This window comes from Shewanella sedimentimangrovi, assembly GCF_017354965.1.
Taxonomy (GTDB): domain Bacteria; phylum Pseudomonadota; class Gammaproteobacteria; order Enterobacterales; family Shewanellaceae; genus Shewanella; species Shewanella cyperi.
Window position 1 is genome coordinate 3,157,493 of sequence record NZ_CP071502.1, and the last position, 24,865, is coordinate 3,182,357.

A 24,865-nucleotide genomic window follows, 5' to 3' on the forward strand; every position below is an offset into this window, starting at 1 on the left:
AAGTGATTGAATCAATATAGCTTAATTAAAGCGAATACGTCGATAGTTGCGGGGCCCTGAGGCCCCGCAGAGATCAGAAGGTGGCAGCATTGAGCCACATGTGTACCAATATGCTGGCAACATAGCCCAGGGCAATCGCGGGAGCCCATTTAAGGTGGGCACCAAAGGTGTAAATCCCCCTCGCCTGCCCCATCAGGGCCACACCGGCGGCACTGCCGATAGACAACAGACTGCCGCCGACACCGGCGGTCAGTGTGACCAGCAGCCACTGGCCCATGGCCATGTCGGGATTCATGGTCAGCACGGCAAACATGACCGGGATGTTATCGACAATGGCCGACAGCAAACCCACAGCCACGTTGGCATAGGTGGGATCCCAATGGGTATACATGGCCTCTGATACCATGTGCAGGTAGCCCATAAAGCCCAGACCGCCAACACACAGCACCACACCATAGAAGAACAGCAATGTGTCCCACTCGGCGCGAGCCACACGACTGAACACGTCAAAAGGTACAACCTGACCCAACTGGGCAAATCTGACATCGTCCTGATTTTCTATGGCCTTGGCTTTGGCTCTCGCCAGGCCATGCTCAAAGGTTTTGCGCAGGTAGAAACCGAAGAACTGCAACAGGCCCAAACCCGTCATCATACCCAGCACCGGCGGCATGCCCAGGGCGGAGTGAGCGGTAACGGCCATCGCTATGGTCAGCAAAAACAGCCCCACAATGCGTCTGGCACCACGACGCATATAGACCTTTTCTGACAGCGCCATAGGACAGGCTGTTTCGATAAACAGGTTCATGATGAACGCCGGCACGACAAAATTAACCAAAGAAGGAATAAAGAGGTCAAAGAAATCGGCAAAGGGAACCAAGCCCTTCTGCCATACCATCAGGGTGGTGATATCACCGAAGGGGCTAAAGGCACCGCCGGCGTTGGCGGCCACCACTATGTTGATACAGGCCATGGCGATGAACTTTTTATTGTCGCCGCCCACTTTCATGACCACGGCGCACATCAACAACGCGGTAGTCAGGTTATCGGCCACAGGTGAGATAAAGAACGCCAGGAAACCACTGAGCCAGAAAACCTGGCGCAGACTGAAGCCCTTGTTGACCATCCAGGCCCGCAGTGCATCAAACAGGCCCCGCTCTTCCATGGCGTTGATATAGGTCATGGCCACCAACAGGAACAGCAGCAGCTCGGCATATTCCAACAAATTGTGTTTAAAGGCTTCTTCTGCAAGCTCTGGCATGCCATGCTGGCTGTAAATCCACCCTAAAATCCCCCAGATGATCCCGGCGGCCACCAGCACGGGTTTTGATTTGCGCAAATGCAGCTTTTCTTCGGCCATGACCAGCAGGTAGGCCAATACAAAAATCGCCAATGCCACATACCCGGCCCCCGATGCGGTCAAATCCAGCCATTCTGTCGCGGCTTCGGTGGCATGGGCCACTGGCATCAACAGGCCGCCGCATAAAGCGATCAACCCTTTAGCTCCCCAATTGTTTTTCATAGCTTGCCCTATTGTTTGAATGACGGCGGGAATTTAGCACAGGCGATGGCGACCACTATTTGCGCTAACGCAAATTTTAGAGATTCCTTTTAAGCTTAAGCACACTTTTTTCTCGCTTGTGCAACAAAAAAGCTCCTTGGTACCCATAAATAAGTAGCAGAAAAATAAATAGATCAGCGAAAAACTATCCTTAATCTGAAAGTTCCGGCGGGACCTTTGCTCTGGTCTTGGTTAACCAGTTCCTCACTTACCGCCTCCCGATGTTGCAATACTCGCCCCTTTTTAATCGGAAGATGGAAAGCTGAAACCGAACCATAGCGCCGCTATGGCGTCACGATTCACACATCTGCTTACCCGTAGACACAATCCCATACACCATTAGCAAACTGATACAAATCTCCTCTCTTGGTTGCAGCATTGTTGGCAAGACTGACCTTTACTTAAGGGTAACAATCGCATTTCTCCAATGTGTCCAATGTGCAGACAGGGATACCAGCACCCACGAACAACCACCCACGCTCTAAGGATTGGATTATGAAATCGATAATCATACTCGCCGCTGTCCTGGCAGCCGGCTTATCAGCAACAGCCCAGGCAACTCAATACGTATTCGTCGCAATGGACAATACGCCGGAAACCAAGATGTGCGTATCAGCAGGCAGCAACGACCGCGATACACTGAGGCTACAGCTTCATCAAAGCAGCTATGGCACAGCACGTTATAACGCCAATACAGTGCAGTGTAACGGGAAAAGCCTGGCACAATTCGCCCATCAATATGGCGCTGACCAAACCCATGCCTATCTGGTCCCCCTGACCAGAGAGAGCCTGCGCTATAACGAAAGAGTCATCATCAGAGACATCTCTTATGCAGCCCCCCAAGCTGAACCCGGGAAGGTCTATGTGATCGCCTCAGCCAAGTGGTTTGACTGATAACCAATGAGCTGGCAGATTTTTGTTGCTCAATGAAAAACAAAGAGGGCACCCCTGGGGTGCCCTCTTTTCAATTCCAGTCCCCCTTAGAAGGAGTACAGCAAGGTCATATTGGTCTCAGTGTCCGTGCTCGTTTTGTCGTCCAGTGGCTCACTGTTGTAACGCACTATCACGGCAAATTTCATTGCCAGGGCACCAATGATGTTGGCTGTGAGCGAGGTCTCTGAGCGGGCCTCCAGCTTGTCACCATAATCCGCAACCAATACTTGTTTAAACTTGGCGCTGTCACTGATCTCGGTTTCGAAGTTCACCACACCATGGGCAACCCAACTGGAATCGGAGGTATAACCGCGCAGGACCTGTTGCTCGCCGTCCAAACGTTGATACTGGTAACCGGGACCGATTTCGCCACTGAGCAGGGTAGTGTCTGTCTCATAGAAACGGTGACCATAACCTGCGGCCGAAGTGATCTTGTATTCGTAACCGGTAAAGGGATCCACTTCGTAGTTCAGGTTGGCAAACAGGTAGTCATTATCATCAAATTTGTAATCCCCCTGGGCTGCGGCAATGTAGCGTTTCGCAGTCACGGCTCCTGTATCTTCCTTGTACAAGCCTTCCAGCAGGTACTGATTTTCCCAGTTGCCCAATTCGTGCTTGAGCGCCAAACGGCCTTTGACGGAAGAGGTTTCGGTATTGCCCGTGGTCAGGGTGGCCCCCAACTCCGCTTCTCCGGCAAAGGTTTTATCACCCTTGATGAAATCAGCGCCGGCAAACGCATTGAATGGCAGCGCCAATACCACGGCAGCCGCAGTCAACATCTTCTTCATTATCATGTATCTCCGTAAACGATTCCCTGAATTCGGCGCCAATGGTACCACCTATGGTGGTAAAGTCGAAATTCAGCTACCACCTGTGGTGTCAGCAGTGCTTTCGGGAAGAATACGGAGGCAATTTGACCTCAGGCGCCAGAGGACGGCTTGAGCTCTATCCGGTTTCCTTCAGGATCTTGAATATACAGGCTAAGCCCCTGCCCCTGAGCCCCGAATCGGGACTCAAACTCACCACGGGGTACCTTGTGGGCATCAAGGTGTGCCAGCAATGCCGACTCTGACATGGGTTGATACTGGAGACAAAAGTGATCGAGACGGGACTCGACCGGCAAGGGTGTCGCAGGTTTAAGATCAATTAATGCAGTCCCGGCACGTAGCTGCAGCAGAGACACGGTACGTCGCGCCACACTGCAACCAAGCACGTCAACGTAGAAACGCTCCATGACTAGCGGATCTGCGCAAAGCAGCACTATGTGGTCCAATCCCTGCAGATTTATGTTCATCTAACAGACTCCAATCCAAACTGGTATTCAGTAGACTGATGGGCCAGTCATATTCGCTTACCAGAAAAAACATCCAGATACCAACCATGTTAATAGTTACAAATCTCCCCTCCGTATGTTGGGCAGGAAAGAACTAATTGTCGTTAACTTAAATGGTCACCTCGTCGGTTGCTAAACATAAGTTTGGCAAAAAAGCCGAAAAATATTGCTAGCACAGAAAAGGAATTGATTATGAAAAAAGTACTAATTTTCGCATCGCTGATTGCTGCTGGCCTGTCATCCCTCGCACATGCTACTGATTATGTCTTTGTCGCAAACGACAGCAGTCTTGAAACCAAGATGTGCATAGCAGCCGGCAGCGACAATCGCAGCGCATTAAGGATGCGAATGACCTCTGATCGGGCCAATGCCAGATACCATGCCAACACCATAGTGTGTAATGGCGCGAGCTTGGCACAATTTGCACACCAATACGGCGCGCAAAAAACCTATAATTATCTGGCCCCATTGACAAAAAACAAATATTTATACGACGAAAAAGTCACTATTAAGGACCTGACCTATGCAGAGCCGAAAGGTGCTCACCAGACTGTCTATGTGATGGTTTCCGGTCAATAGCGCTCCGAGGAACCCAGCCCCGATCTTCAAAAGATCGGGGCTTTTTTCTGCCTTGAGTTGGGCAATTCGGGATAAAGAGTGATCCTGTTAACATTATCAAGCCCTCCTGCTACCGGGCCACTGGAGACTTGCCACAACCCTGTCTTAACATTACAGCTTCATTGATGTAATCACGAGATGACTTCATGCCTCAGCCCGGCACCGGCGATCTCCCCGCAGATTTTCAGCAATACGCCAGAACCCTTGGCCGTTTCAAACGTGTCGCCCGTATCAGTCTGGTGGTGGCAGCACTATCCGTGGCCAGTCTGCTGTTATTGATACTGGCCATAGATGATAGTCACCAGGATTACCAAAAATCCATACAGGCGCTGGCCCTGACCCAACGCAATTTAGGCTGGATGATGGCTCTAGCCGGCGCCTGGCTGCTTGGTGCGACTGCAGCTACCACCTGGCTTATTACCCTCTATTCCAGTTTCAGGCTGGCGGGCCCTCTGTATCGCTTCACCCAGGATCTGCAATTACGGGAAATGGGCAGCGACGCCCCGCTGCTAAATATTCGTCGTGATGACTACCTTCAGGAGGAATGTCTGCTGCTGGACGAAACCCTGCTGCAGATCAAGCTGCACTATGCCGAATTGAGGGATACTGTGGAGGCGTTACAACGGGCCAGAGAGAATCTGGATCACGCTGAGCTGCAACGTTGTAAACAAACCCTGGACCACTTGGCATCAAAGGTGATCACGGATGACTAGACGCCTTGGCTATATTCTGCTGCTGACCACGGCCATTCTGGCTTGGCGTTTGCTGCCGGCCAAATCCCCACACCTGATGGCCAATGATTGTCGCAGCTGCCACCTGGTACAGGGGGAAATCACCCCAATCAACGCCGGCCGTCTGCTCGCCAGCCAGGAGAAGCTGTGCAAGGACTGTCATCCCAAGGCGTTGACCGCAAGTCATCCCACCGGCTTTAGTCCAGGCCGCAGCTTACCGGCGGATTTTCCGCTGGACTGGAAAGGTGAACTGACCTGTAGCACCTGCCATAGCGTCCATGATGAGCGCGCAGGCCTAATGCGTACCAGCCTGCGAGGTCGGGATTATTGTCAAAGCTGCCATGACAGCGCCTTTTTTGATGCCATGGCGGACGGTGGCACCACCTTGGTGTCATCGGGACATTTGGTGCCGGATCTGGCCACCTTGGTGGAAGCGGGTACCATAGACGACTTTTCCTTCCAATGCATGACCTGCCATGCCGATGAGCAAGGCAGTCTGGCGGTTTCCATCAGCGCTTCCGGTGTAATCAACCACAGCAGTGGTGGCAGCAATCATCCAGTGGGCAGTGACTATCAACAGGTCAGCCTGGGGGGCGGCTATAGACCCGTGTCCATGCTGCCGGGCTATATATCCTTACCCCAGGGGCGCCTCAGCTGCGTCTCCTGCCATATTGCCTATGGCGACATCCACGGCAAATTGGTGAGCAGCAACGAAGGCTCACAACTCTGTTTCAGCTGCCACGATCTATAGGAAGGACCATGACTCAACATCAACGCCGCATCAAATTTATCGATCCCTCACTGCAAGGCAAATTGATGGCCGCCCTGGTGCTGCTGGAGTCTTTGATGGTGATATTGGCCATGTTCTATCTCTACTGGCGCTTTTCTGCCCTGATAGAAGAGCGGATGTTCAGCATCCATGTGGCAGCACAGGACAGCTTTTTGCAACTGCTGTTGCTGGAGCTCGCCTGGGTTGTAGTGTTTATGTCAGCGATAAACTTTGTGGCACTGCTGATAGCCAATGGTCTGTGGGGAAGGAATATCGGCCGCATCATTTCCGCCTTCAGAATAAGACTGTTCCGCATGGGCAGGCTGGATGTATCGGCCAGCCAATTGCCTGCGGCTCCGGATCATGAAGTACTGCAGCATCTTGATGGCTGGCGACGCCGGGAAGAAGAAAAAATGCGCCAAATAAAAGCCCTCAGCCAGAGGATCATGAAAGATGATCCTGAAGCCGAGGCGCAGTTAAACCAGCTGTTAAGCGACAGCTAAGCTGTTAGTGGAATACCTCGTGGCTGAAGCGCAAATGCTTGGCATCCGCCGCCAGTTTGGCAAATTCCTTACCGCTGACATGCACCAGATGTTCGTGGTCACCGGCTTCAAAGTACACATCCCGCCCTTCCAGCAGCAAATCATCGTATACCGCATCCATATGATAGGGCTCACCCACAGGTGGCACGGCACCATGATCGCAATCGGCAAAAATGTTGTATACGGCTTTTTCCTTGGCCAGATGCAAGCCGCGGTTAAGGCTGTCCCCCAAAACACTCAGGCTGACCTTGTTCATGGCCGGTAATACCGCCATGAGATTTCTGCCCTGATGATCTTCCAGTATCACGGCCTTGGCCAACTGCTTCACCGGCACCTGGGCCGCTGCAGCTGAACTCAGGGAGCTTTGGCTGTGGCTGTGCCTGACCAGATCGTACTTGATATGTCGGTCACTGAGGAAATGGGTCAATCGCTCTGACATGCTCATAAAACACCCCCGCTATCCTGAATAACCCTTAAAGTATAGCCATGGCCAGAGGCAGGCCGCCGCCGTGACACACGGCCTTGGCGAGGATTGGCAAGCATGATTGCCGCATGATTTGAATGCTGGCCCGATTGAATTACAAAATTCAGCCAATAAAAAAGCCCGCTTGTGCGGGCTTTTTTAATCAAGCGATTAGCGGTTGATCTTGGGATCCAACTCGCCGGTCTGATAACGCTTGTACATGGCTTGCAGTGACAGCGGCTTGATCTTGGACGCCATACCGGCGCAACCGAAGGCTTCATAGCGCTCGGTACAGATGTCTGCCATGGCTTCCATTGAGGCCTTGAGGAACTTACGTGGGTCGAACTCACTTGGGTTCTCGGCCAGGAACTTACGTACCGCGCCGGTAGAGGCCAGACGCAGGTCGGTGTCTATGTTCACCTTGCGCACGCCGTGCTTGATACCTTCCACGATTTCTTCCAGCGGCACACCGTAGGTCTCTGGAATGTCACCACCGTATTGGTTGATGATTTCCAACCAGTACTGGGGCACGGAAGAAGAACCGTGCATGACCAGGTGGGTGTTGGGAATACGGGCGTGGATTTCCTTGATGCGGTCAATGCGCAGCACATCACCGGTAGGTTTGCGGCTGAACTTGTAAGCACCGTGGCTGGTACCTATGGCGATGGCCAGGGCGTCCACATGGGTGTCGGCCACAAAGCGGGCGGCTTCTTCAGCAGTGGTCAGCAGCTGGTCATGGCTCAGGATACCTTCGGCGCCGATACCGTCTTCTTCGCCGGCAGTACCGGTTTCCAGGCTGCCCAGACAGCCGATTTCACCTTCAACAGACACACCACAGGCGTGAGCGAAAGCCACAGTCTTGCGGGTCACGTCGACGTTGTAATCGTAAGAAGCTGGGGTCTTGCCGTCGGCCATCAGAGAGCCGTCCATCATTACCGAGCTCATGCCCAATTGGATTGAACGTTGGCACACGTCTGGATGGGTACCGTGGTCCTGGTGGATACACACAGGGACATCAGGATACTGCTCAATGGCGGCATTCATCAGGTACTTGAGAAACACAGGGCGGGCATACTTACGGGCACCGGCGGAGGCCTGCAAGATCACAGGGCTGTCGGTGGCTTCGGCGGCCTGCATGATGGCACGCATCTGCTCCAGGTTGTTAACGTTGAACGCGGGCACACCGTAACCATGCTCGGCGGCGTGGTCCAGCAATTGACGTAGGGAAATAAGGGCCATTTTTTACTCCATTAATAGGGTGATCCACTTTGCTGAGAAGTAGGTCACCGAGGTCGCTATCGTTTGGACTGATTTTTATGCCTCCCGGTCGGGCCGGGAGGCGGTTTTTTTAATAATTTTTTATAAATGCTTTATCGCTGCGGCTCAGTTGCCACGGGCCTTGAGCATGGCCACGGCCGGCAGCTCCTTGCCTTCGAGGAACTCGAGGAAAGCGCCGCCACCGGTGGAAATGTAGGACACCTTGTCGGCGATACCGTACTTGTCCACGGCGGCAAGGGTGTCACCACCACCGGCGATGGAGAAGGCGGGAGACTCGGCGATCGCCTGGGCGATGCGCTTGGTGCCTTCACCGAACTGGTCGAACTCGAACACGCCAACAGGACCGTTCCAAACTATGGTACCGGCGTTCTTGAGGATGGCAGCCAGAGCCTCGGCGCTGTCTGGGCCGATGTCGAAGATCATGTCATCGGCGGCCACTTCGCTCACATCTTTCAGGGTAGCGACGGCTGTTGGGCTGAACTCCTTGCCCACCACCACATCGGTCGGCACGGGAATATCGCCGCCACGGCTTTGGGCATTGGCTACCAGACGCTTGGCTTCGTCGATCAAATCAGCTTCATACAGGGACTTGCCCACCTGATTGCCGGCAGCGGCAATAAAGGTGTTGGCAATACCGCCACCCACCACCAGCTGATCCACTATGCCGGACAGGGACTCCAGCACGGTCAGCTTGGTAGACACCTTGGAGCCACCGACAATGGCCACCAGAGGACGGGCAGGATTGTCCAGCGCCTTGCCCAGGGCATCGAGCTCGGCCGCCAGCAGCGGACCGGCGCAAGCGATGGGGGCGTGCAGGCCGACGCCATTGGTGGAGGCTTCGGCGCGATGTGCTGTACCAAAGGCATCCATCACATACACGTCGCACAGGGCCGCCATCTTCTTCGACAGTGCCTCGTCGTTTTTCTTCTCACCCTTGTTGAAGCGGACGTTCTCGAACACCACCACTTCACCCACGGCGACATCGACACCCTCGAGGTAGTCGCTGACCAGACGCACCGGGCAATCCAGGGCGGCGGCCAGGTAGTTCACCACGGGCTTCATGGAGAACTCCTCGTTGAATTCACCCTCGGTGGGGCGACCCAGGTGCGACATCACCATCACGGCGGCGCCTTTTTCCAGCGCCAGCTTGATGGTGGGCAGGGATGCGCGCAGACGGGCATCGCTGGTGACCACGCCATCTGCCACAGGTACGTTCAGATCTTCACGGATAAGCACGCGCTTGCCGTTAAGATCCAGGTCTGACATCTTGATAATTGCCATTTCATCTTTCCTTTTTAATCAAAAAACAATTCTGTCATCGACGGGCGGCTCCCTGCCACCCGGATATAATCTCTTATTTCTATTGCGCTTTTATGCCAGCCATCGCCAGAGCCGTGTCCAGCATGCGGTTGGCGAAGCCCCATTCGTTGTCACACCAGAGCAGCAGCTTCACCAGATGACCGGCGCTGACCCGGGTCTGGGTGCCATCCACTATGCTGGAGCGGGGATCGTGGTTGAAATCGCAGGATACCAGGGGCTCATCAGTATAGCCCAGAATACCGCTGGCACTGCCGCCGGCGGCGTGTGACAGGGCGTCATTGATCATGGCGATATCCACCCGCTGCTCCAGGGTCACGGACAGGTCGATGGCGGTGACATTGATGGTCGGCACCCGTACCGAAATGGCCTCAAACTTGTCTTTCATGTGCGGCAGAATGCGCTCTATGCCACGGGCCAGCTTGGTGTCGACCGGGATAATGGACTGACTGGCGGCGCGGGTGCGGCGCAGGTCGTCATGGTAGGCGTCAATCACCTGCTGATCGTTCATCGCCGAATGTATGGTGGTGATGGCGCCGCTCTTGACGCCGAAATGGCGGTCGAGCACATCGATAACCGGCACCAGGCAGTTGGTGGTGCAGGAGGCGGCGGACACTATGGTATCTGTGGCTTTGAGGCTGGTTTCATTGACGCCATAGACTATGGTGGCGTCCACATCGGCGGAAGAGGGGTGGCTGATAAGTACCTTTTGGGCACCGGCAATAAGGTGGGCCTCGCAGGCGCTGCGCTCAATCAGGGCGCCGGTGGCTTCAAACACCAGGTCTATGCCAAGCTCGCCCCAGGGCAGTTTGGCGGCATCTTCTTCACAGAGCAGCCGTATCGAGTCATCACCGAGGACCATCCAGGACTCCCCCGTTGCAGCATCTTTATCGAGCTGGGCCCGGGTCTGAAAACGGCCGTGGGTGGTGTCATAGTTGGTCAGGTGCACTATGGCTTCGGGTTTGGCCAGTTCATTAATGGCGACAATTTGGAACTGTTGCCGCTTGCCCGACTCATACAGGGCACGCAACACCGAGCGGCCGATTCGGCCATAACCATTGATCGCAACTCTGATCATACCCAGCCAACAATCCTCAATTCAGCCCACACAGGAGGCAGATAGACAAAACCCGGATGAGCCTGAACTCACCCGGGATTGTGGACAGGAAGCGGGCTTCCTGCCCCCTTGACGCTTAAGCCAGCAGTTCTTCTGCGGCGGCAACCACCTTGGCAGTGGTAAAGCCGAACATTTCGAACAACTGGTTGGCCGGCGCAGACTCACCGAAGGTGGTCATACCGATAATGCGACCGTTCAGGCCCACATACTTATACCAGTAATCGGCAATACCGGCTTCCACGGCGATGCGTTTTGTGACGCTTGCCGGCAGAACCGCTTCCTTGTAGGCCGCATCCTGCTTGTCGAACAGATCGGTACAGGGCATGGATACCACGCGCACCTGCTTGCCCTTGGCAGTCAGTTCGGCCTGGGCCTTAACCGCCAGTTCCACTTCGGAGCCGGTGGCTATGATGATGAGCTCGGGAGCCGCAGCGCTGTCAACCAGCACGTAAGCGCCCTTGTTGACGTTGGCCAGCTGCTCGGCAGTACGTGGCATTTGCGCCAGGTTCTGACGGGAGAAGATCAGCGAAGTCGGGCCGTCTTTACGCTCGATGGCGTATTTCCAGGCCACGGCAGACTCCACCTGATCACAGGGGCGCCAGGTGCTCATGTTGGGGGTCATACGCAAGGACGCCATTTGCTCCACCGGCTGGTGGGTTGGGCCGTCTTCACCCAGACCGATGGAGTCGTGGGTGTAAACCTGGATGTTTTGCACCTTCATCAGCGCCGCCATACGCATGGCGTTACGGGCATATTCCATGAACATCAGGAAGGTCGCACCGTAGGGCACAAAGCCACCGTGCAGGGCGATACCGTTGATGATGGCGGTCATACCGAACTCACGCACACCGTAGTGCAGGTAGTTGCCGCTGGCATCATCAGCCGTGATGGACTTGGAAGCCGAGTACATGGTCAGGTTGGATGGCGCCAGGTCGGCACTGCCACCGAGGAATTCCGGCAGCATGGCACCGAAGGCTTCCAGAGCGTTTTGTGACGCCTTACGGGAAGCGATGTTGGCAGGAGTGGCCTGCAGCTTCTCGATATAGGCCTGGGCTTCGATTTGGAAGTTGGCTGGCAGTTCGCCCTTGATACGGCGCTCAAACTCGGCAGCCAGCTCTGGGTGAGCGGCAGCGTAAGCAGCGAACTTGGCATCCCAGTTTTTCTCGGCAGCAATACCCGCTTCCTTGGCATCCCAGGCGGCATAGATGTCGGCAGGGATCACGAATGGGTCGTGCTTCCAACCGAGAAACTCACGGGCGGCAGCGATTTCAGCATCGCCCAGTGGCGCGCCGTGGCAGTCGTGTGAACCTGACTTGTTGGGTGAGCCGTAACCGATAATGGTCTTGCAGCAGATGAGCGATGGACGGGGATCGGCCTTGGCCGCCTCGATGGCTGCGTTGATGGCAGCAGCATCGTGACCGTCAACACCGGCAACCACGTGCCAGCCGTAGGACTCGAAACGCTTGACAGTGTCATCGGTGAACCAGCCTTCCACGTGACCGTCAATGGAAATGCCGTTGTCATCCCAGAAGGCGATCAGTTTGCCCAGACCCAGAGTGCCGGCCAGGGAGCAGGCCTCGTGGGAGATACCTTCCATCAGACAGCCGTCGCCCATGAACACATAGGTGAAGTGGTCAACTATGTCGTGCCCGTCGCGGTTGAATTGAGCCGCCAGGGTCTTCTCGGCAATGGCCATACCCACGGCGTTGGTGATGCCCTGACCCAGGGGACCTGTGGTGGTTTCAATGCCGGGGGCATAACCGTATTCAGGGTGGCCCGGGGTACGGGAGTGCAGCTGACGGAACTGCTTGAGATCTTCGATGCCCAGATCGTAACCGGCCAGATGCAGCAGCGAGTAGTGCAGCATGGAACCATGGCCATTGGAGAGCACAAAACGGTCGCGGTCGGCCCACTGTGGATTGGTGGGGTTGTGTTTCAGATGATCGCGCCAAAGGACTTCGGCAATATCGGCCATCCCCATGGGGGCACCTGGGTGACCGGAATTGGCTTTCTGCACTGCGTCCATGCTCAGGGCACGGATGGCGTTAGCGAGTTCTTTACGGGAAGACATGCTCTCTCCTGCTGGTTTTGAGGCTTTAAGGGCAATTGGGTGGCATATTTTCCCTTAACTGCGGACAGGGCGCAAATTTAAATTGGCCCCAGCCCAAGGGCCTGGAATCCCGACCCTTTTTCCAGGTGTTCAAGGCTGATTTCAGACTGGAACACTCAGTTTACAATTCTGCGCCAATGGGCGGTGAAAATAGCGCCAAAGCCGTGATTGTCCGGCGGATGGTCACAATATGACGGAAATTTTGCACAAAGCGGGTGATCGCGGCCCCGATTTCAACTAAAATGGCCGTCTAGATGTAGATGCTGCTACACGTTTTTACGTTAAACGACGAGATTTTCCTAACATGGCAAAACACTTGTTTACCTCTGAGTCGGTCTCAGAAGGTCATCCCGATAAAATTGCGGATCAGATTTCCGACGCGGTACTGGACGCCATTCTGGCCCAGGACCCCAAGGCCCGCGTGGCCTGTGAAACCTATGTCAAGACCGGCATGGTACTTGTGGGTGGCGAAGTCACCACCTCTGCCTGGGTCGACATTGAAGAACTGACCCGCAAAACAGTGCGCGAAATCGGCTACACCCATTCAGACATGGGTTTCGATGCCGACTCCTGCGCCGTGCTCAATGCCATAGGCAAGCAATCCCCCGACATCAACCAGGGTGTTGATCGCGCCGATCCCAAAGAACAGGGTGCAGGTGACCAGGGTCTGATGTTCGGCTATGCCAGCAATGAAACCGATGTGCTGATGCCTGCGCCCATCACCTACGCCCACGCACTGGTGAAGCGTCAATCAGAAGTGCGCAAGGACGGAACCCTGTCCTGGCTGCGTCCCGATGCCAAGTCCCAGGTGACCTTCGCCTATGACCAGGGCAAGATTGTCGGCATCGACGCCGTGGTACTGTCTACCCAGCATTGCGACAGCGTATCCCAGGCCGATTTGATCGAAGGCGTGATGGAAACCATCATCAAGCCGGTACTGCCTGCCCAGTGGCTGAACAAGGACACCAAGTTCTTTATCAACCCAACTGGCCGTTTTGTTATCGGTGGTCCTATGGGTGACTGCGGTCTGACCGGTCGCAAGATCATAGTCGACACCTATGGCGGCATGGCCCGTCACGGTGGTGGCGCCTTCTCCGGTAAAGATCCGTCCAAGGTTGACCGCTCCGCCGCTTACGCAGCACGTTACGTGGCCAAGAACATTGTTGCCGCCGGCCTCGCCGAGCGCTGCGAACTGCAAGTGTCCTACGCCATAGGTGTAGCCGAGCCAACCTCTATCAGCCTGGAAACCTTCGGTACTTCCAGACTCGACGAAGACAAGCTGATCCAGCTGGTGCGTCGTCACTTCGATCTGCGCCCCTACGGCCTGACCGAAATGCTGAACCTGGCCCGTCCAATCTACCAGGCCACTGCCGCCTACGGTCACTTCGGCCGTAACGAGTTCCCCTGGGAACAGACAGACAAGGCAGAAGCCCTGCGTGCCGACGCCGGCCTCTAAGGTCCGCCAAGCACAAAAAAACCGCCTCAGGGCGGTTTTTTATTGGCTGCTAAATCCGATATTTGCTGAGGCTCACAGATGATCAAAATGGGCATGCTGAATGGTTAAAAAGACCAACTGGCTTTCCGCCACCGGCACCAAGTCCAGGGATTCAAGTTCACTCCAGCCCTCATCTGACACCAGTGGCACCAGTTCGGCGCTGGCGCGGGTCACCACGCCACAATCAAGCAACCAGTCGTCCCCCTCAAGCAAGTAATGACGCTTGCCATCAGAGGCCTTGGCCTCAAAAGCCCGGCACTCTATGCCCTGATGGTACAGGGTCGAGAAACAGAACCTCAGGTTGTCAAAGGGGCTCAATCTCAGCCCGGTCCAAGGTTGCAGCGCCAGGGGCAATAATTCAGCGCTCATGACCTGCTCTCATTACTTGAATTCAGGCTTCGCGCCAGCAGGTAAAAATCCCGCCCTTCAAAGCCAAACAGATCCAGCACCTGCATCCCGGCCTTGGCCGTATGCGCCGCAAAGGAACGCTCATTGTCCTCGGCGATAAAGGTCACGGCATGGCTGAAGCGCTCGGCCAACCTGGGCCAGAGGGCATCCACCAGAAGTTGGAATACTCCAGTACCACGAGCCGCCGGACTGACCCAGATGGGTCCATATTGGCAGCTGCGTTCAAAACCGCCCAAACGTTGCAATTGTTTGCCAATGGCACCATAGATGTGCCTGTTTCCGTAAAAGCGCCAGTCCGCCGCCATCACATAGCCCAGGATCTCCTCACCTTCGATAGCCACCAGCAGTTGCTGCTTGGTGGCAAGTTCGGTCAGGGCCCGGATATCAAAGCCCTCCCCCTGGAGATTTCCCCGATTCGACGTCAGTTCATCGGCAAGGTGCAGCTGTTCCAGCTGGGCGATTTGGCTGATGTCGGCGGCGGTAGCGGTGCGGATCTGCGGCACAAGGACTCCGAATAGTCAAAGAAGCAAAGGCTGATTTATCACTGCATTAGGGCGGTAGAGTTGCGAATTCGCCTTACTGCACCCACACTTTACCACAGACCGCAGCCCCAAACCGGAAGCTTTTATGTTGCCCGATACAGTCAACCCGGATGTCAGCCTGCTTGAGAGCGATGCCCCTCAGGTTAACCTGGTGCGCTGGATGCACCAGTGTGAGCTGGTTAAGCGCTATTACCAGGCCGACTATGTATTTGTCATGCAAAAAACCAAACTGGGCTACGAGGTGTTGGTCAGCGCCATCGCCCGGGTCCCCAAATTCACCTCGGGCCAGGTATTTGGCAAGGAATTCAGCCTGTTTGATGCCTTGATTAGTTCACCGCCCGACGGTCTGTCACTCAACCTCAGCCGCTACAGCAAGGAAGAACTGCCCAAGGAATTCGACGGTTGCCTGGGCCTGCTGAGTCGTCCCCTGCTGTGGCCCGACGGCACCCTGTTCGGCTGCATGTGCATACTCAATCATCATCCGATGGAAAATGCCGGCCTTAATGGCTTGATGCTGGAGCCGTTCCAAATCCTGCTGCAACAGGATCTGGCACTGCTGTGTCAGAGTCACCGCATTGAATCCCTGTCGATGCGCGATCGCGACACCGGCATGCTCAATCATTACGGTTTTATCATGATGGCACCACGGCAGCTCAATCTGGGACGCCGCTTCGGGGCCCATGCCGGGATCCTGTTTTTCGAACTGCTGGGCAATGATGGCGCCCCCCATGAAGAGATCGAAAAGAACAACCGTCTGCTGGGCAACATAGTGCAAAGTACCATACGCACCGCCGACATTGCCGCCCATTTCAGCCCGTCGGAGTTTGTGGTGCTGGCCTTTGTCGATGCCGAGCGGGATTTGATGCACATAGTCAATAGAGTCGATCGCCAATTGAAGCAACAAAGTGACAATGTGGGTTTGGACTACTCATTCCGTTACTTCACCCCGGACTCCACCGCCAAGCTGGCCCCCATGCTGGCCATGGCCCGGGAGGACTTGCAGTCACACCGGCGTCGCCAGGCCGAATTGGCCAATACCAGTGACGATGAAGAAGCCGGTGATTGAGCTTTTTGTGTGTTGCCCTTTGATTCAACAAAAGAATGACATTTGTTTTACATTCGCAATCCGTTATGCTTGGGCCGAACAAGAATAACGATAAGCAGGACTTCCATGTCGGCAACTTTACACCTGAGAGACACCTGGCTCACCAGCCAATCACACCCCGCCATCAGCCTGAGCCGTTGGCAGCAACACACTGAATTGCTTTGCCAATTGTTTAAGGCTGACACTTGCCTGATAGTGCAGCATCTGGATGAGCAGGCGCACATAGTCACAGTGAAGCAACAGCAGGAACGTTGGACTGCGGGCGAAACCCTGCCTTGGGATGAATTGCTGACGGCGATGAAACAGGGAGAACCCGGCGAGCACCCAGCCTGGCAGGATGGCTTAATCGCCCTCGACCTGCACTGGCCCGACACCCAGTCTTTTGGTCAGATACTCATAGCCTGCAAGCAGCAACCGGCCATTCTCGACACCTGTCTGAAATTGGCAGAACCGGTACGGGCACTGATCCAGGCTGAACTCAAGCACATGTACCTGATGCAACAATTGGAGATGCTGTCATTTCAGGATGAGCACACCTGCATGCTCAATCCCTATGGCTTTAGCCTGATGGCACCAAGACAATTGAATCTCAGTCGCCGCCTCGGCTCCCATGCCGGCATAGTGCTGCTGGAAAACTGCCAAAGTTCACTGAGCATGGATGAGCAGCAGACCCAGCTGCGTAAACTGGCGCGGGTGGTCCATGAAAATATGCGCGAAGCCGACCTGGCCGCCAGACTCGAAAACCAGCAGGTGGTTATCCTGGCCTTTGTCGACAACGAGGCCAATTTGCAAAGCCTTGAAAGCCGAATGAAGAAGCAACTCCTCAAGACAGAACCTTCATTGCGGGTCGTCACCGGCTACAGTTTTTTCAGCCCCGATGCCAATATCGAGCTGGATCCCATGATTGCCGAGGCCAATGCCAAACTGCAGTTGGAAAAGCAGCGGCTATATCCCCAATAGCGGTTTCAGTCGAGGGCCCGCGGTTGGCTGCGGGCCCATTCAATAAACAGCACCACAGGGTAAGGTGACATCAGTACCAACCCCAATCCGGCCAGCACAGAGATCAGCATTATGCCCGCCAGCCCCTGCTGACTGGGGGTAAAAAAATACAGCCCCACTGCCACCAGCAACATTCCCAGTCCAAGCCAATGCAGAGTTTTCAGAACTTTTAATACACTTTTCATGTCTCAGACCACATAATCCCCTGCCCCCGCAATCCATTCATCCGGGGCATTACAGTTGGAAGTTCATCATGTTAAAACAGATTTCTCTCGGTGCAAGCCTGTTAATGCTGCTCGTCGGCTGCCAGTCCACCCCTGAGGCAGCACCTCCTTTGGAGCTTATCGGTACCTGGCAGATTGAAGAGGCCGCCGGCAAGCCGCTTATCGACTACAGCCCGGCCCAGTTAACTTTTGCCGCCGACAACAAGTTCAGTGGCAATAACAGTTGCAACAACATCTTCGGCGACTATGTCCACGAGGATTCGGTGCTGCGCCTGAGCCCTGCCGGCAGCAGTAAAAAAGCCTGTGTCGACGCCCTGATGCAGCAGGAGCAAAGGATTATGCAGGTACTGACCCGGATAAACCGGTTGCGCTTTACCCAGGGCAAGCTCATCTTGCTCGACGAGCGCGGCCACAAGCAACTGGTGTTAAGCCGCCGTTAGACTGTCAAACACGGCGCCGCGCTGCAGCAGAAAGCAGGCAGCACAGCGCCAGCGGTTATACAATCCGTATTGGCTGGCACCAGACTAAGCATCAAACCAGCCCCTTGGCTCATCGTCTATTTGCAGTGGATGCAATGCTGCCGGTGGCATTTCCCGCTCCAACAGATAACTCCAATAATCGTCGTCAAAGCCACTCAACCAGCTGCGTCCCTCGGCCCTGACAATCAGGTACCACCACACGGGAGCCCAGGCGCCTAGCGTCAGCAAGGTCAGTAGAAAATGCAGCGGGTGACATACGTATCCGCGTGTCTTGCGCCCCCGCCCAAGTCCGGATTGTGTACTGTAATCCCCCGGGCGTGGTCGCCTCACTCTGGTTTTGGATCTGCCCACGATCGTCCCCACTTGTTCTGCCTGACCTCATTTTATTGTAGCCACACTCGACTAAAGTCGTAGTCCGATAATCTGATTACATTTTGGCACTGGCACTTCGCAAACGGGGTGGTAGAGTAAGCGCCCACGGCACAAGCGCTAAAGTGCAAGAGCTGCAGCACAAAAACTAAAAGAGGAAAAATCCATGCTGATACGTAAAGGCGAAGCGAAAGATCTGGCGGCCCTGGTGGCATTCAATCAGGCCATGGCCCATGAAACCGAAGACCTGCAACTGGACAGCGCCATCCTGGAGCAGGGTGTGGCCACCTTGCTCAATACTCCCGCCAAAGGCTTCTATCTGGTGGCTGAGGCCGAAGGTGAGATCCTCGGCTCCCTGATGGTCACCTTCGAGTGGAGCGACTGGCGTGCCAAGGACTATTACTGGATCCAAAGCGTGTACATCCGTCCGCAAAATCGTCGTCAGGGCGTCTATCGCCAGCTGTACCAGGCGGTGAAGGATCTGGCCGAAGCCAATGGCGGCGCCGCCAGCTTCCGTCTCTATGTGGAGCAGGAAAATACCAAGGCCCAGCACACCTATGAAGCGCTCGGCATGGGCAAAAGCTACTACCTGATGTACGAAGAAAAGCCCCAAAGCAAATAGCCTTTGGCACGGTTTATCCACTGAATGAACAGCGCACTCAAAAACGGAATGACCATGAAAACCTCAATATCCCTGCTGGTGGGTTCCACCAACCCGGTCAAGATAGCCGCCGCGCGGGAAGCCTTTGGCGCCGTGTTCAAAAACTGCGAGATCCTGTGCCGGGGTATCTCCTCGCCTTCCGGGGTGGCCGATCAACCCATGACCCGGGAAGACACCCGTCTTGGTGCCATCAACCGCGCCCGCTTCTGCGAAAACCAGGGCGGTGCCGATTACTTCCTGGCCATGGAAGGTGGTGTGGACTGCTTCGAGGACGGTCCTGCCACCTTCGCCTATGTGGCCATAGTGCATCAAGGCAGGCTCAGTGTCGGTCGCAGCGCCCAGCTGCCGCTGCCGCCGCGGGTTTACCAAGCTTTGCAACAAGGGCAAGAGCTGGGGCATGTGATGGATGCCCTGTTCAATACCGTCAACGTCAAGCACGCGGGCGGTGCCATAGGCCTGCTGACGGCCAATGCCGCCACCCGCGGCAGCAGCTACACCCAGGCACTGATCCTGGCGCTGGCGCCCATGCTGCACCCCGAGTTGTATGAATTGAGCACTTGCTAAACTGAACCATGGCGGCTAATTTAGTTGTATTTCGCAACTATTATTGGAGACGCCATGGATAATTCAGCCTTTACCTCTCCTTCCCTGGCCCGCCGGATCCGCGGTCTGTCCCGTCTGGTGGTGCGCCAGCTGGGCATACTGAGTTCCGCCTGCGGTGCCCTGCCTTTATCACCGGTGCAGGCCCATGCCCTGATTGAGCTGGGGCAGCAGGAGTTATCCATCAAGCAACTGGCGCAGCTGCTAAACATTGACAAGTCCAATGCCAGCCGTGCCGTCAGCAAGCTGACGGAAAAGCGCCTGGTGCAGACCCGGGTTAATCACAGGGACAGCCGCAGTCTGCAGGTTCAGCTGACCCCCAGAGGCCGCACCATGTTGGAGAAACTCGACCAACAACAGGATACCCTGTATCACCAGGTGCTGGCCCAACTGAGCCGGGAAGAGTCGCAGCAGATAGCCCAATCACTGGACAGGTTCCATCGCGCTATTTTGCAGGCCAAGGCCCAGGAGGGCTTTGAAATCCGTCCCCTGCAGGCCGGTGACGATGCCGCCATCGCCGCGGTGATCCGCGCCGTGTCGGCCGAATACGGCCTGACCGCCGACAAGGGCTATGGCGTGGCGGATCCGACCCTGGACTTTTTAAGTCAGGTTTACGGTGGCGAAGGCGCCTGCTATTGGGTGATAAGCCTGGATGGCGAGGTGCTGGGCGGCGGTGGCATAGCGCCGCTGGCCAATGAGCCCGGCGTGTGCGAGCTGCAGAAGATGTACTTTATGCCACAAATTCGCGGCAAGGGGCTGGCGCGGCGCTTAGCCAATCATGCCCTGGCCTTTGCCGTTGAAGCCGGATACCGGGCCTGCTATCTGGAGACCACGGCGGTGCTGTCCGAGGCGGTTAAGCTGTACGAATCCATAGGTTTTGAGCATCTGCCGGGCCCCCTTGGCAACACGGGTCACGATGCCTGCGAGATGCCCATGCTTAAACAACTCAAATCCTGACGTTTTTTTACGCGCTTGCACGCCGGAGCCCCCCGGCGTGCCTTGCTTTATCAGCAAAACTTGATAGCTTCGAAAGCAAAGATGCAATGGCAACGGAGTCCCCATGGAATACAGACGCATCCCCCACTCCAGTTTAGAGGTCAGCACCCTGTGCCTGGGCACCATGACCTGGGGTGAGCAAAACACCCAGGCTGAAGCCTTTGCCCAGATGGATTACGCCATAGGCCGCGGCATCAACTTTATCGACGCCGCCGAAATGTACCCCGTGCCCCCAAGGCCTGAAACCCAAGGTGAAACCGAGCGCATCATAGGCAATTACCTCAAGGCCCGCGGCAACAGAGATGAACTTATCATAGCCACCAAGATTGCCGCCCCCGGTGGCAAGAGCGACTATATTCGCCCCAATATGGCCCTGGATTGGAACAACATCCATGCGGCCGTGGATGCCTCGCTGGAGCGTCTGGGGGTCGAGACCATAGATCTGTACCAACTGCACTGGCCGGATCGGCACACCAACTTTTTCGGCGAGCTGATGTTCAATGCCGATGATCACGAGCAGCAGACCCCCATAATAGAAACCCTGGAGGCCCTGGCCGAAGTGATCCGCGCCGGCAAGGTGCGCTACATAGGGGTATCCAACGAGACTCCCTGGGGCCTGATGAAATACCTGCATCTGGCCGACAAACACGGCCTACCGCGAATCGTCTCGGTGCAAAATCCCTATAACCTGCTCAACCGCAGCTTTGAAGTGGGCATGAGCGAAATCAGCCACCGCGAGGAGCTGCCACTGCTGGCCTATTCACCGCTGGCCTTCGGCATGCTCAGCGGCAAGTACCGTGGCGGCCGCTGGCCCGAGGGCGCCCGCCTGACCCTGTTCAAGCGTTTTGCCCGCTACAACAGCAGCGAGATGGCACTCAAGGCCACGGATGCCTATGTGGCCCTGGCCGAGGAACATGGCCTGAGCCCGGCGCAGATGGCGCTGGCCTTTGTCAGTTCACGCCGCTTCGTTGGCAGCAACATCATAGGCGCCACCACGCTGGAGCAGCTGGAGGAAAACATCGACAGCCACCTGATGACCCTGAGCGACGAAGTGCTGGCGGCCATCGACGCCCTAGGGCAAATCTATCGCCTGCCTTGCCCATAAAGCGGCGAACCACGCTTATAAGCAAACACCGGAATACATCCAGTGGTTTTTGAACAGTGCCCGGCCTGGCCGGGCACTTGCATTCACAGGGCAAATCTTTGAAGATCGGTCCATAAACCCAAACCAATAGAACACACCATGGATCACGAGTCTCTGCGCGCCCTATTTCCCGCACTGCAACAGCAGCTGGGCGACTACCCCCTGTGCTACCTGGACACGGCCGCCACCAGTCAAAAGCCGCTACAGGTGCTGGAGGCCATGGAAAGCTTCTACCGAACCCACAACGCCAATGTGCACCGGGCGGCCCACGCCCTGTCATCAAAGGCCACCGCCGCCTACGAAGGCGTGCGTGACGCCCTGGTTAACTTTCTCGGCGCCGCCAGCCGGGAAGAGATTATCTTTACCCACGGCACCACCGAGGCCATCAATCTGGTGGCCCATGGCCTGCGCGGACAATTTAACGCCGGGGATCTGATCCTGGTCGACAGCGCCGCCCACCACGCCAACCTGGTGCCCTGGCAACAGCTGGCCAAGGCAACGGGGGCCAAGGTGCTGCCCATAGGGCTGGATGCCGAACTGCGTCTCGACCGGATGGCCTTTCGTGCCCTGCTGGCGCAACAGCCCAAACTGGTGGCCCTGAGCCAGGTGTCCAATGCGCTCGGCACTGTCAATGACATTCGGGCCCTGTGCGCCGAGGCCCGGGCCCACGGCGCCCTGACCCTGGTGGACGGGGCCCAGGCCGTGGCCCATATGCCGGTGAATATGGCCGAACTGGGCTGTGATTTTTACGTCTTTTCCGGCCACAAGATGTACGGACCCACGGGGGTCGGTGTGCTCTGGGGTCGCCATGATTTGCTCGACAGCCTGGAACCGCTGCTGACCGGCGGCGAAATGATCAAAACCGTCAGTTTCGAACAGACCGAGTTTGGCGAGCTGCCCAATCGCCTGGAAGCGGGTACCCCGCCCATTGCCGAGGTCATAGGTCTGGGCGCGGCCATCGAATTTCTGCAGGGATTGGATCGCGCGGCCATGGCACGCCATGAAACGCAACTGCTGCGCTATTTGCAGCGGGAGCTTGGCGCCATCCCCGGCGTCCGTTTGTATGCTGCCCATCCGGATAACATCGGCGCCGTGGCCTTTAACTTTGGCGATGAACATCACCAGGACATAGGCATATTGCTCGATCAACAGGGAGTGGCGGTGCGCTGTGGCCATCACTGTGCCATGCCGCTGATGGGCCTGCTGAGAGTGCGTGGTTGCTGCCGGGCCTCCCTTGGGATCTACTCCAACAAGGCCGACGTAGATCAGTTTATCCAGGCCATGAAGGCCTGTGCCGACATGCTGCAATGAAAGAGGTTGTAATGACAAATGTCGCCCCACGGGCCGAACACTTCATAACCGGTTATGAGCACAGCCGCGATGCGCTGCACACCCTGGCCACCTCCGTCGCCGCCGCCCCCAACTGGCAGGAGAAATACCGCCAGCTGATGCAGGCCGGCAAGTTGCTGCCCGCCTTCGAACAGATCTGGCAAACTGAAGACGCCAGGGTCAGGGGCTGCGAGAGTGCCGCCTGGCTTTGGCATTACCATCAGGAAGGGAAACACTATTTCCTCGCCGACAGCGATGCCCGCATAGTCAAGGGCCTGATAGCCCTGTTGCTGGCGGCCCTCAATGGCCACAGCGGCAGCGAGATAGCCCAATTCGATGCCATTCAATACTTTGACAGCCTGGGACTGGGCGGCCAGCTCAGCCCGTCACGCACCAATGGCCTCTATGCCCTGGTAACGCAAATAAAAACGCAGGCAAACAAGGAAGAAACCCCATGAAACGTCGTCAACTTTTACAGGCATTGGGTGCCGGCACTTTGCTGTCAACCCTGCCCACAGGGCTGCTCGCGGCCACCCAGAGCAAGCGACCGCTTTTTATCGACGGAATGAGCTTTTTGCCGGAAGATCTCGCCGATATTCAGGCATCCGGTCTGAGTGCCTATTTGTGCGATATCTCCACCATTGAAGAAGTCAAACAAGCCGATGGCACGGTCAACTACAAGCGCACCTACAAGGCCTGTAAGGAGTCCATAAGCATCGCGGCCAATCGCGTGGCCGATCATCCGCAAACCCTGTTGCAGGGACTCAGCGGCAGCGACATAGACAGGGCCATGGACTCGGGTCGCTGCGCCATCTTTTTCCAAATCCAGGGAGCCGATTGCGTCGAGGACCACCTTGGCCAGGTGGATGAATTCTACGCCCAGGGCCTGCGGGTACTGCAACTGACCCACCACTACGGCAACAGCTTTGCCGGCGGCGCCCTGGACTCAGATGCCAATGGCGGTCTCAACCTGCCACTGACGCCCAAGGGCTATGCCCTGATAGCGAAACTCAATGATAAAAAGATATTGCTGGATGTCAGTCACTCCAGCGAACAAACCGCCCTGGACGCCATCAAGGCATCGCGCCAGAGCGTGGTACAGAGCCACGGCGCCGTGCGGGCCATAGTGCCGCACGCGCGCTGCTCACCGGACAGCGTGATCCGCGCTATTGCCGACAGCGGCGGCGTATTCGGGGTGTTCATGATGAGTTTTTGGCTCACCCATGATCCCGTACCGACCACGGACCATTATCTGGCCCAGCTCAAACATGTGGCCAAGGTGGGTGGCCTGGATGCCGTGGCCATAGCCAACGACTATCCGCTGCGGGGCCACGAAAACCTGCTCAAACTCAATAATGACAATGCCGAAGGCGTCAAGGAATACCTCGACTGGTGGCACAGCCTGAGGGCCAAAAAAGTCCTAGGCTTCGATCATGAGCCGGTGCATGTGGTGATCCCCGAGCTCAACCACATAGAACGCATGTCACGCATCTATGACGCACTCAAGGGCGCCGGTTTCAAGGCTGCCGAGGCCGACAAGATAGTCGGCGGCAACTGGCAGCGGGTGCTTAAATCTGTGCTGCGCTGACAAGTTGAAGGTTTTAAAACAAGGCCCGCACTAGCGGGCCTTGGTGTTTCTGTGTTTTGCCTGTTATGCGAAACCCGCCAGCGCCGCCTCTGTTTCGGTCACCAGGGAGTCTATCAGCTCACAGCCCCTTTTGCGCCCCAACAATTGTGCCCTATCA

The 24,865-nt window shown here is 56.1% G+C and carries 28 protein-coding genes; 16 read left to right on the forward strand and 12 right to left on the reverse strand.

Features of this window, described 5'->3' with window-relative positions; all coding sequences use genetic code 11:
- Positions 1-73 precede the first annotated feature (73 nt).
- Positions 74-1,519, reverse strand: a complete 1,446-nt coding sequence (gene nhaD / locus JYB85_RS13925; protein WP_207379764.1) for a sodium:proton antiporter NhaD — start codon at positions 1,517-1,519, stop codon at positions 74-76.
- A gap of 534 nt (positions 1,520-2,053) precedes the next feature.
- Here nhaD and JYB85_RS13930 point away from each other — a divergent pair.
- Complete coding sequence (locus tag JYB85_RS13930; protein WP_207379765.1) at positions 2,054-2,452, forward strand: DUF3718 domain-containing protein; 399 nt, start codon at positions 2,054-2,056, stop codon at positions 2,450-2,452.
- Positions 2,453-2,538: 86 nt separating this feature from the next.
- On the opposite strand, the gene JYB85_RS13935 is transcribed toward JYB85_RS13930, so the two are convergent.
- Both JYB85_RS13935 and JYB85_RS13940 read right to left on the reverse strand, forming a co-directional pair.
- A complete protein-coding gene (locus tag JYB85_RS13935; protein ID WP_207379766.1) occupies positions 2,539-3,279 on the reverse strand; it encodes a DUF481 domain-containing protein in 741 nt (246 codons plus the stop codon).
- 131 nt (positions 3,280-3,410) lie between these two features.
- Positions 3,411-3,785 (reverse strand): VOC family protein, encoded by a 375-nt coding sequence (locus JYB85_RS13940; RefSeq protein WP_228730112.1) that lies wholly within the window; start codon positions 3,783-3,785, stop codon positions 3,411-3,413.
- A 231-nt stretch (positions 3,786-4,016) separates the two neighbouring features.
- Between JYB85_RS13940 and JYB85_RS13945 the strand changes: the two genes are divergently transcribed.
- The 4 genes from JYB85_RS13945 (at position 4,017) to JYB85_RS13960 (ending at position 6,445) form a co-directional block, all read left to right on the forward strand.
- Positions 4,017-4,403 carry a DUF3718 domain-containing protein gene (locus JYB85_RS13945; RefSeq protein ID WP_207379767.1) on the forward strand — a complete coding sequence of 129 codons (387 nt, stop codon included), beginning with the start codon at positions 4,017-4,019 and terminating at the stop codon, positions 4,401-4,403.
- A gap of 185 nt (positions 4,404-4,588) precedes the next feature.
- Positions 4,589-5,155 carry a hypothetical protein gene (locus JYB85_RS13950; RefSeq protein WP_207379768.1) on the forward strand — a complete coding sequence of 189 codons (567 nt, stop codon included), beginning with the start codon at positions 4,589-4,591 and terminating at the stop codon, positions 5,153-5,155.
- Positions 5,148-5,924, forward strand: a complete 777-nt coding sequence (locus JYB85_RS13955; RefSeq protein ID WP_207382082.1) for a cytochrome c3 family protein — start codon at positions 5,148-5,150, stop codon at positions 5,922-5,924. Before JYB85_RS13950 ends, JYB85_RS13955 begins: the two co-directional genes overlap by 8 nt.
- 8 nt (positions 5,925-5,932) lie before the next feature.
- Positions 5,933-6,445, forward strand: coding sequence for a hypothetical protein (locus tag JYB85_RS13960; RefSeq protein ID WP_207379769.1), 513 nt, complete (start codon positions 5,933-5,935; stop codon positions 6,443-6,445).
- A 4-nt stretch (positions 6,446-6,449) separates the two neighbouring features.
- On the opposite strand, the gene JYB85_RS13965 is transcribed toward JYB85_RS13960, so the two are convergent.
- From JYB85_RS13965 to tkt, 5 genes are all read right to left on the reverse strand, one after another.
- Positions 6,450-6,929 carry a YbaK/EbsC family protein gene (locus JYB85_RS13965; RefSeq protein WP_207320561.1) on the reverse strand — a complete coding sequence of 160 codons (480 nt, stop codon included), beginning with the start codon at positions 6,927-6,929 and terminating at the stop codon, positions 6,450-6,452.
- Positions 6,930-7,118: 189 nt separating this feature from the next.
- A complete protein-coding gene (gene fba / locus JYB85_RS13970; protein WP_207379770.1) occupies positions 7,119-8,186 on the reverse strand; it encodes a class II fructose-bisphosphate aldolase in 1,068 nt (355 codons plus the stop codon).
- Between the two features lie 144 nt (positions 8,187-8,330).
- Positions 8,331-9,506: a phosphoglycerate kinase gene (locus JYB85_RS13975; protein WP_207379771.1), complete on the reverse strand. Its 1,176-nt coding sequence runs from the start codon at positions 9,504-9,506 to the stop codon at positions 8,331-8,333.
- Between the two features lie 79 nt (positions 9,507-9,585).
- Positions 9,586-10,620, reverse strand: a complete 1,035-nt coding sequence (epd, locus tag JYB85_RS13980) for an erythrose-4-phosphate dehydrogenase (RefSeq protein WP_207379772.1) — start codon at positions 10,618-10,620, stop codon at positions 9,586-9,588.
- A gap of 115 nt (positions 10,621-10,735) precedes the next feature.
- The gene (tkt, locus tag JYB85_RS13985) at positions 10,736-12,730 is read right to left on the reverse strand and encodes a transketolase (protein ID WP_207379773.1); all 1,995 of its coding nucleotides are present in this window, start codon (positions 12,728-12,730) and stop codon (positions 10,736-10,738) included.
- Between the two features lie 343 nt (positions 12,731-13,073).
- Between tkt and metK the strand changes: the two genes are divergently transcribed.
- Complete coding sequence (gene metK, locus JYB85_RS13990; RefSeq protein WP_207320566.1) at positions 13,074-14,225, forward strand: methionine adenosyltransferase; 1,152 nt, start codon at positions 13,074-13,076, stop codon at positions 14,223-14,225.
- A gap of 72 nt (positions 14,226-14,297) precedes the next feature.
- On the opposite strand, the gene JYB85_RS13995 is transcribed toward metK, so the two are convergent.
- Together JYB85_RS13995 and JYB85_RS14000 are read right to left on the reverse strand one after the other, a co-directional pair.
- Positions 14,298-14,633: a hypothetical protein gene (locus JYB85_RS13995; RefSeq protein ID WP_207379774.1), complete on the reverse strand. Its 336-nt coding sequence runs from the start codon at positions 14,631-14,633 to the stop codon at positions 14,298-14,300.
- A complete protein-coding gene (locus JYB85_RS14000) occupies positions 14,630-15,175 on the reverse strand; it encodes a GNAT family N-acetyltransferase (protein ID WP_228730113.1) in 546 nt (181 codons plus the stop codon). The genes JYB85_RS13995 and JYB85_RS14000 overlap by 4 nt, the downstream gene beginning before the upstream one ends.
- A gap of 124 nt (positions 15,176-15,299) precedes the next feature.
- Between JYB85_RS14000 and JYB85_RS14005 the strand changes: the two genes are divergently transcribed.
- Together JYB85_RS14005 and JYB85_RS14010 are read left to right on the forward strand one after the other, a co-directional pair.
- Positions 15,300-16,280 carry a GGDEF domain-containing protein gene (locus JYB85_RS14005; protein ID WP_207379775.1) on the forward strand — a complete coding sequence of 327 codons (981 nt, stop codon included), beginning with the start codon at positions 15,300-15,302 and terminating at the stop codon, positions 16,278-16,280.
- 105 nt (positions 16,281-16,385) lie between these two features.
- Complete coding sequence (locus JYB85_RS14010) at positions 16,386-17,279, forward strand: GGDEF domain-containing protein (protein ID WP_207379776.1); 894 nt, start codon at positions 16,386-16,388, stop codon at positions 17,277-17,279.
- Positions 17,280-17,284: 5 nt separating this feature from the next.
- On the opposite strand, the gene JYB85_RS14015 is transcribed toward JYB85_RS14010, so the two are convergent.
- Positions 17,285-17,503, reverse strand: coding sequence for a hypothetical protein (locus JYB85_RS14015; protein WP_207379777.1), 219 nt, complete (start codon positions 17,501-17,503; stop codon positions 17,285-17,287).
- 68 nt (positions 17,504-17,571) lie between these two features.
- On the opposite strand from JYB85_RS14015, the gene JYB85_RS14020 reads away from it, so the two are divergent.
- Positions 17,572-17,982: an META domain-containing protein gene (locus JYB85_RS14020; protein WP_207379778.1), complete on the forward strand. Its 411-nt coding sequence runs from the start codon at positions 17,572-17,574 to the stop codon at positions 17,980-17,982.
- 84 nt (positions 17,983-18,066) lie between these two features.
- Here JYB85_RS14020 and JYB85_RS14025 read toward each other — a convergent pair whose 3' ends face one another.
- Entirely contained in the window at positions 18,067-18,222 is a 156-nt protein-coding gene (locus tag JYB85_RS14025) for a hypothetical protein (RefSeq protein ID WP_207379779.1), read from the reverse strand.
- Positions 18,223-18,556: 334 nt separating this feature from the next.
- On the opposite strand from JYB85_RS14025, the gene JYB85_RS14030 reads away from it, so the two are divergent.
- The 7 genes from JYB85_RS14030 to JYB85_RS14060 all read left to right on the forward strand — a co-directional run bounded on the left by JYB85_RS14030 (position 18,557) and on the right by JYB85_RS14060 (position 24,708).
- Complete coding sequence (locus JYB85_RS14030) at positions 18,557-19,012, forward strand: GNAT family N-acetyltransferase (RefSeq protein ID WP_207379780.1); 456 nt, start codon at positions 18,557-18,559, stop codon at positions 19,010-19,012.
- A gap of 48 nt (positions 19,013-19,060) precedes the next feature.
- On the forward strand, positions 19,061-19,615 hold the full coding sequence (yjjX, locus tag JYB85_RS14035; RefSeq protein ID WP_407695897.1) for an inosine/xanthosine triphosphatase: 555 nt from the start codon (positions 19,061-19,063) through the stop codon (positions 19,613-19,615).
- Between the two features lie 54 nt (positions 19,616-19,669).
- The gene (locus JYB85_RS14040; RefSeq protein WP_207379782.1) at positions 19,670-20,608 is read left to right on the forward strand and encodes a bifunctional helix-turn-helix transcriptional regulator/GNAT family N-acetyltransferase; all 939 of its coding nucleotides are present in this window, start codon (positions 19,670-19,672) and stop codon (positions 20,606-20,608) included.
- Positions 20,609-20,711: 103 nt separating this feature from the next.
- Entirely contained in the window at positions 20,712-21,752 is a 1,041-nt protein-coding gene (locus JYB85_RS14045; RefSeq protein WP_207379783.1) for an NADP(H)-dependent aldo-keto reductase, read from the forward strand.
- A gap of 138 nt (positions 21,753-21,890) precedes the next feature.
- Positions 21,891-23,102 carry a cysteine desulfurase gene (locus JYB85_RS14050; RefSeq protein ID WP_207379784.1) on the forward strand — a complete coding sequence of 404 codons (1,212 nt, stop codon included), beginning with the start codon at positions 21,891-21,893 and terminating at the stop codon, positions 23,100-23,102.
- Positions 23,103-23,113: 11 nt separating this feature from the next.
- A complete protein-coding gene (locus JYB85_RS14055; protein ID WP_207379785.1) occupies positions 23,114-23,578 on the forward strand; it encodes a SufE family protein in 465 nt (154 codons plus the stop codon).
- Positions 23,575-24,708 carry a membrane dipeptidase gene (locus tag JYB85_RS14060; protein ID WP_207379786.1) on the forward strand — a complete coding sequence of 378 codons (1,134 nt, stop codon included), beginning with the start codon at positions 23,575-23,577 and terminating at the stop codon, positions 24,706-24,708. The genes JYB85_RS14055 and JYB85_RS14060 overlap by 4 nt, the downstream gene beginning before the upstream one ends.
- The last annotated feature ends 157 nt before the right edge of the window (positions 24,709-24,865 follow it).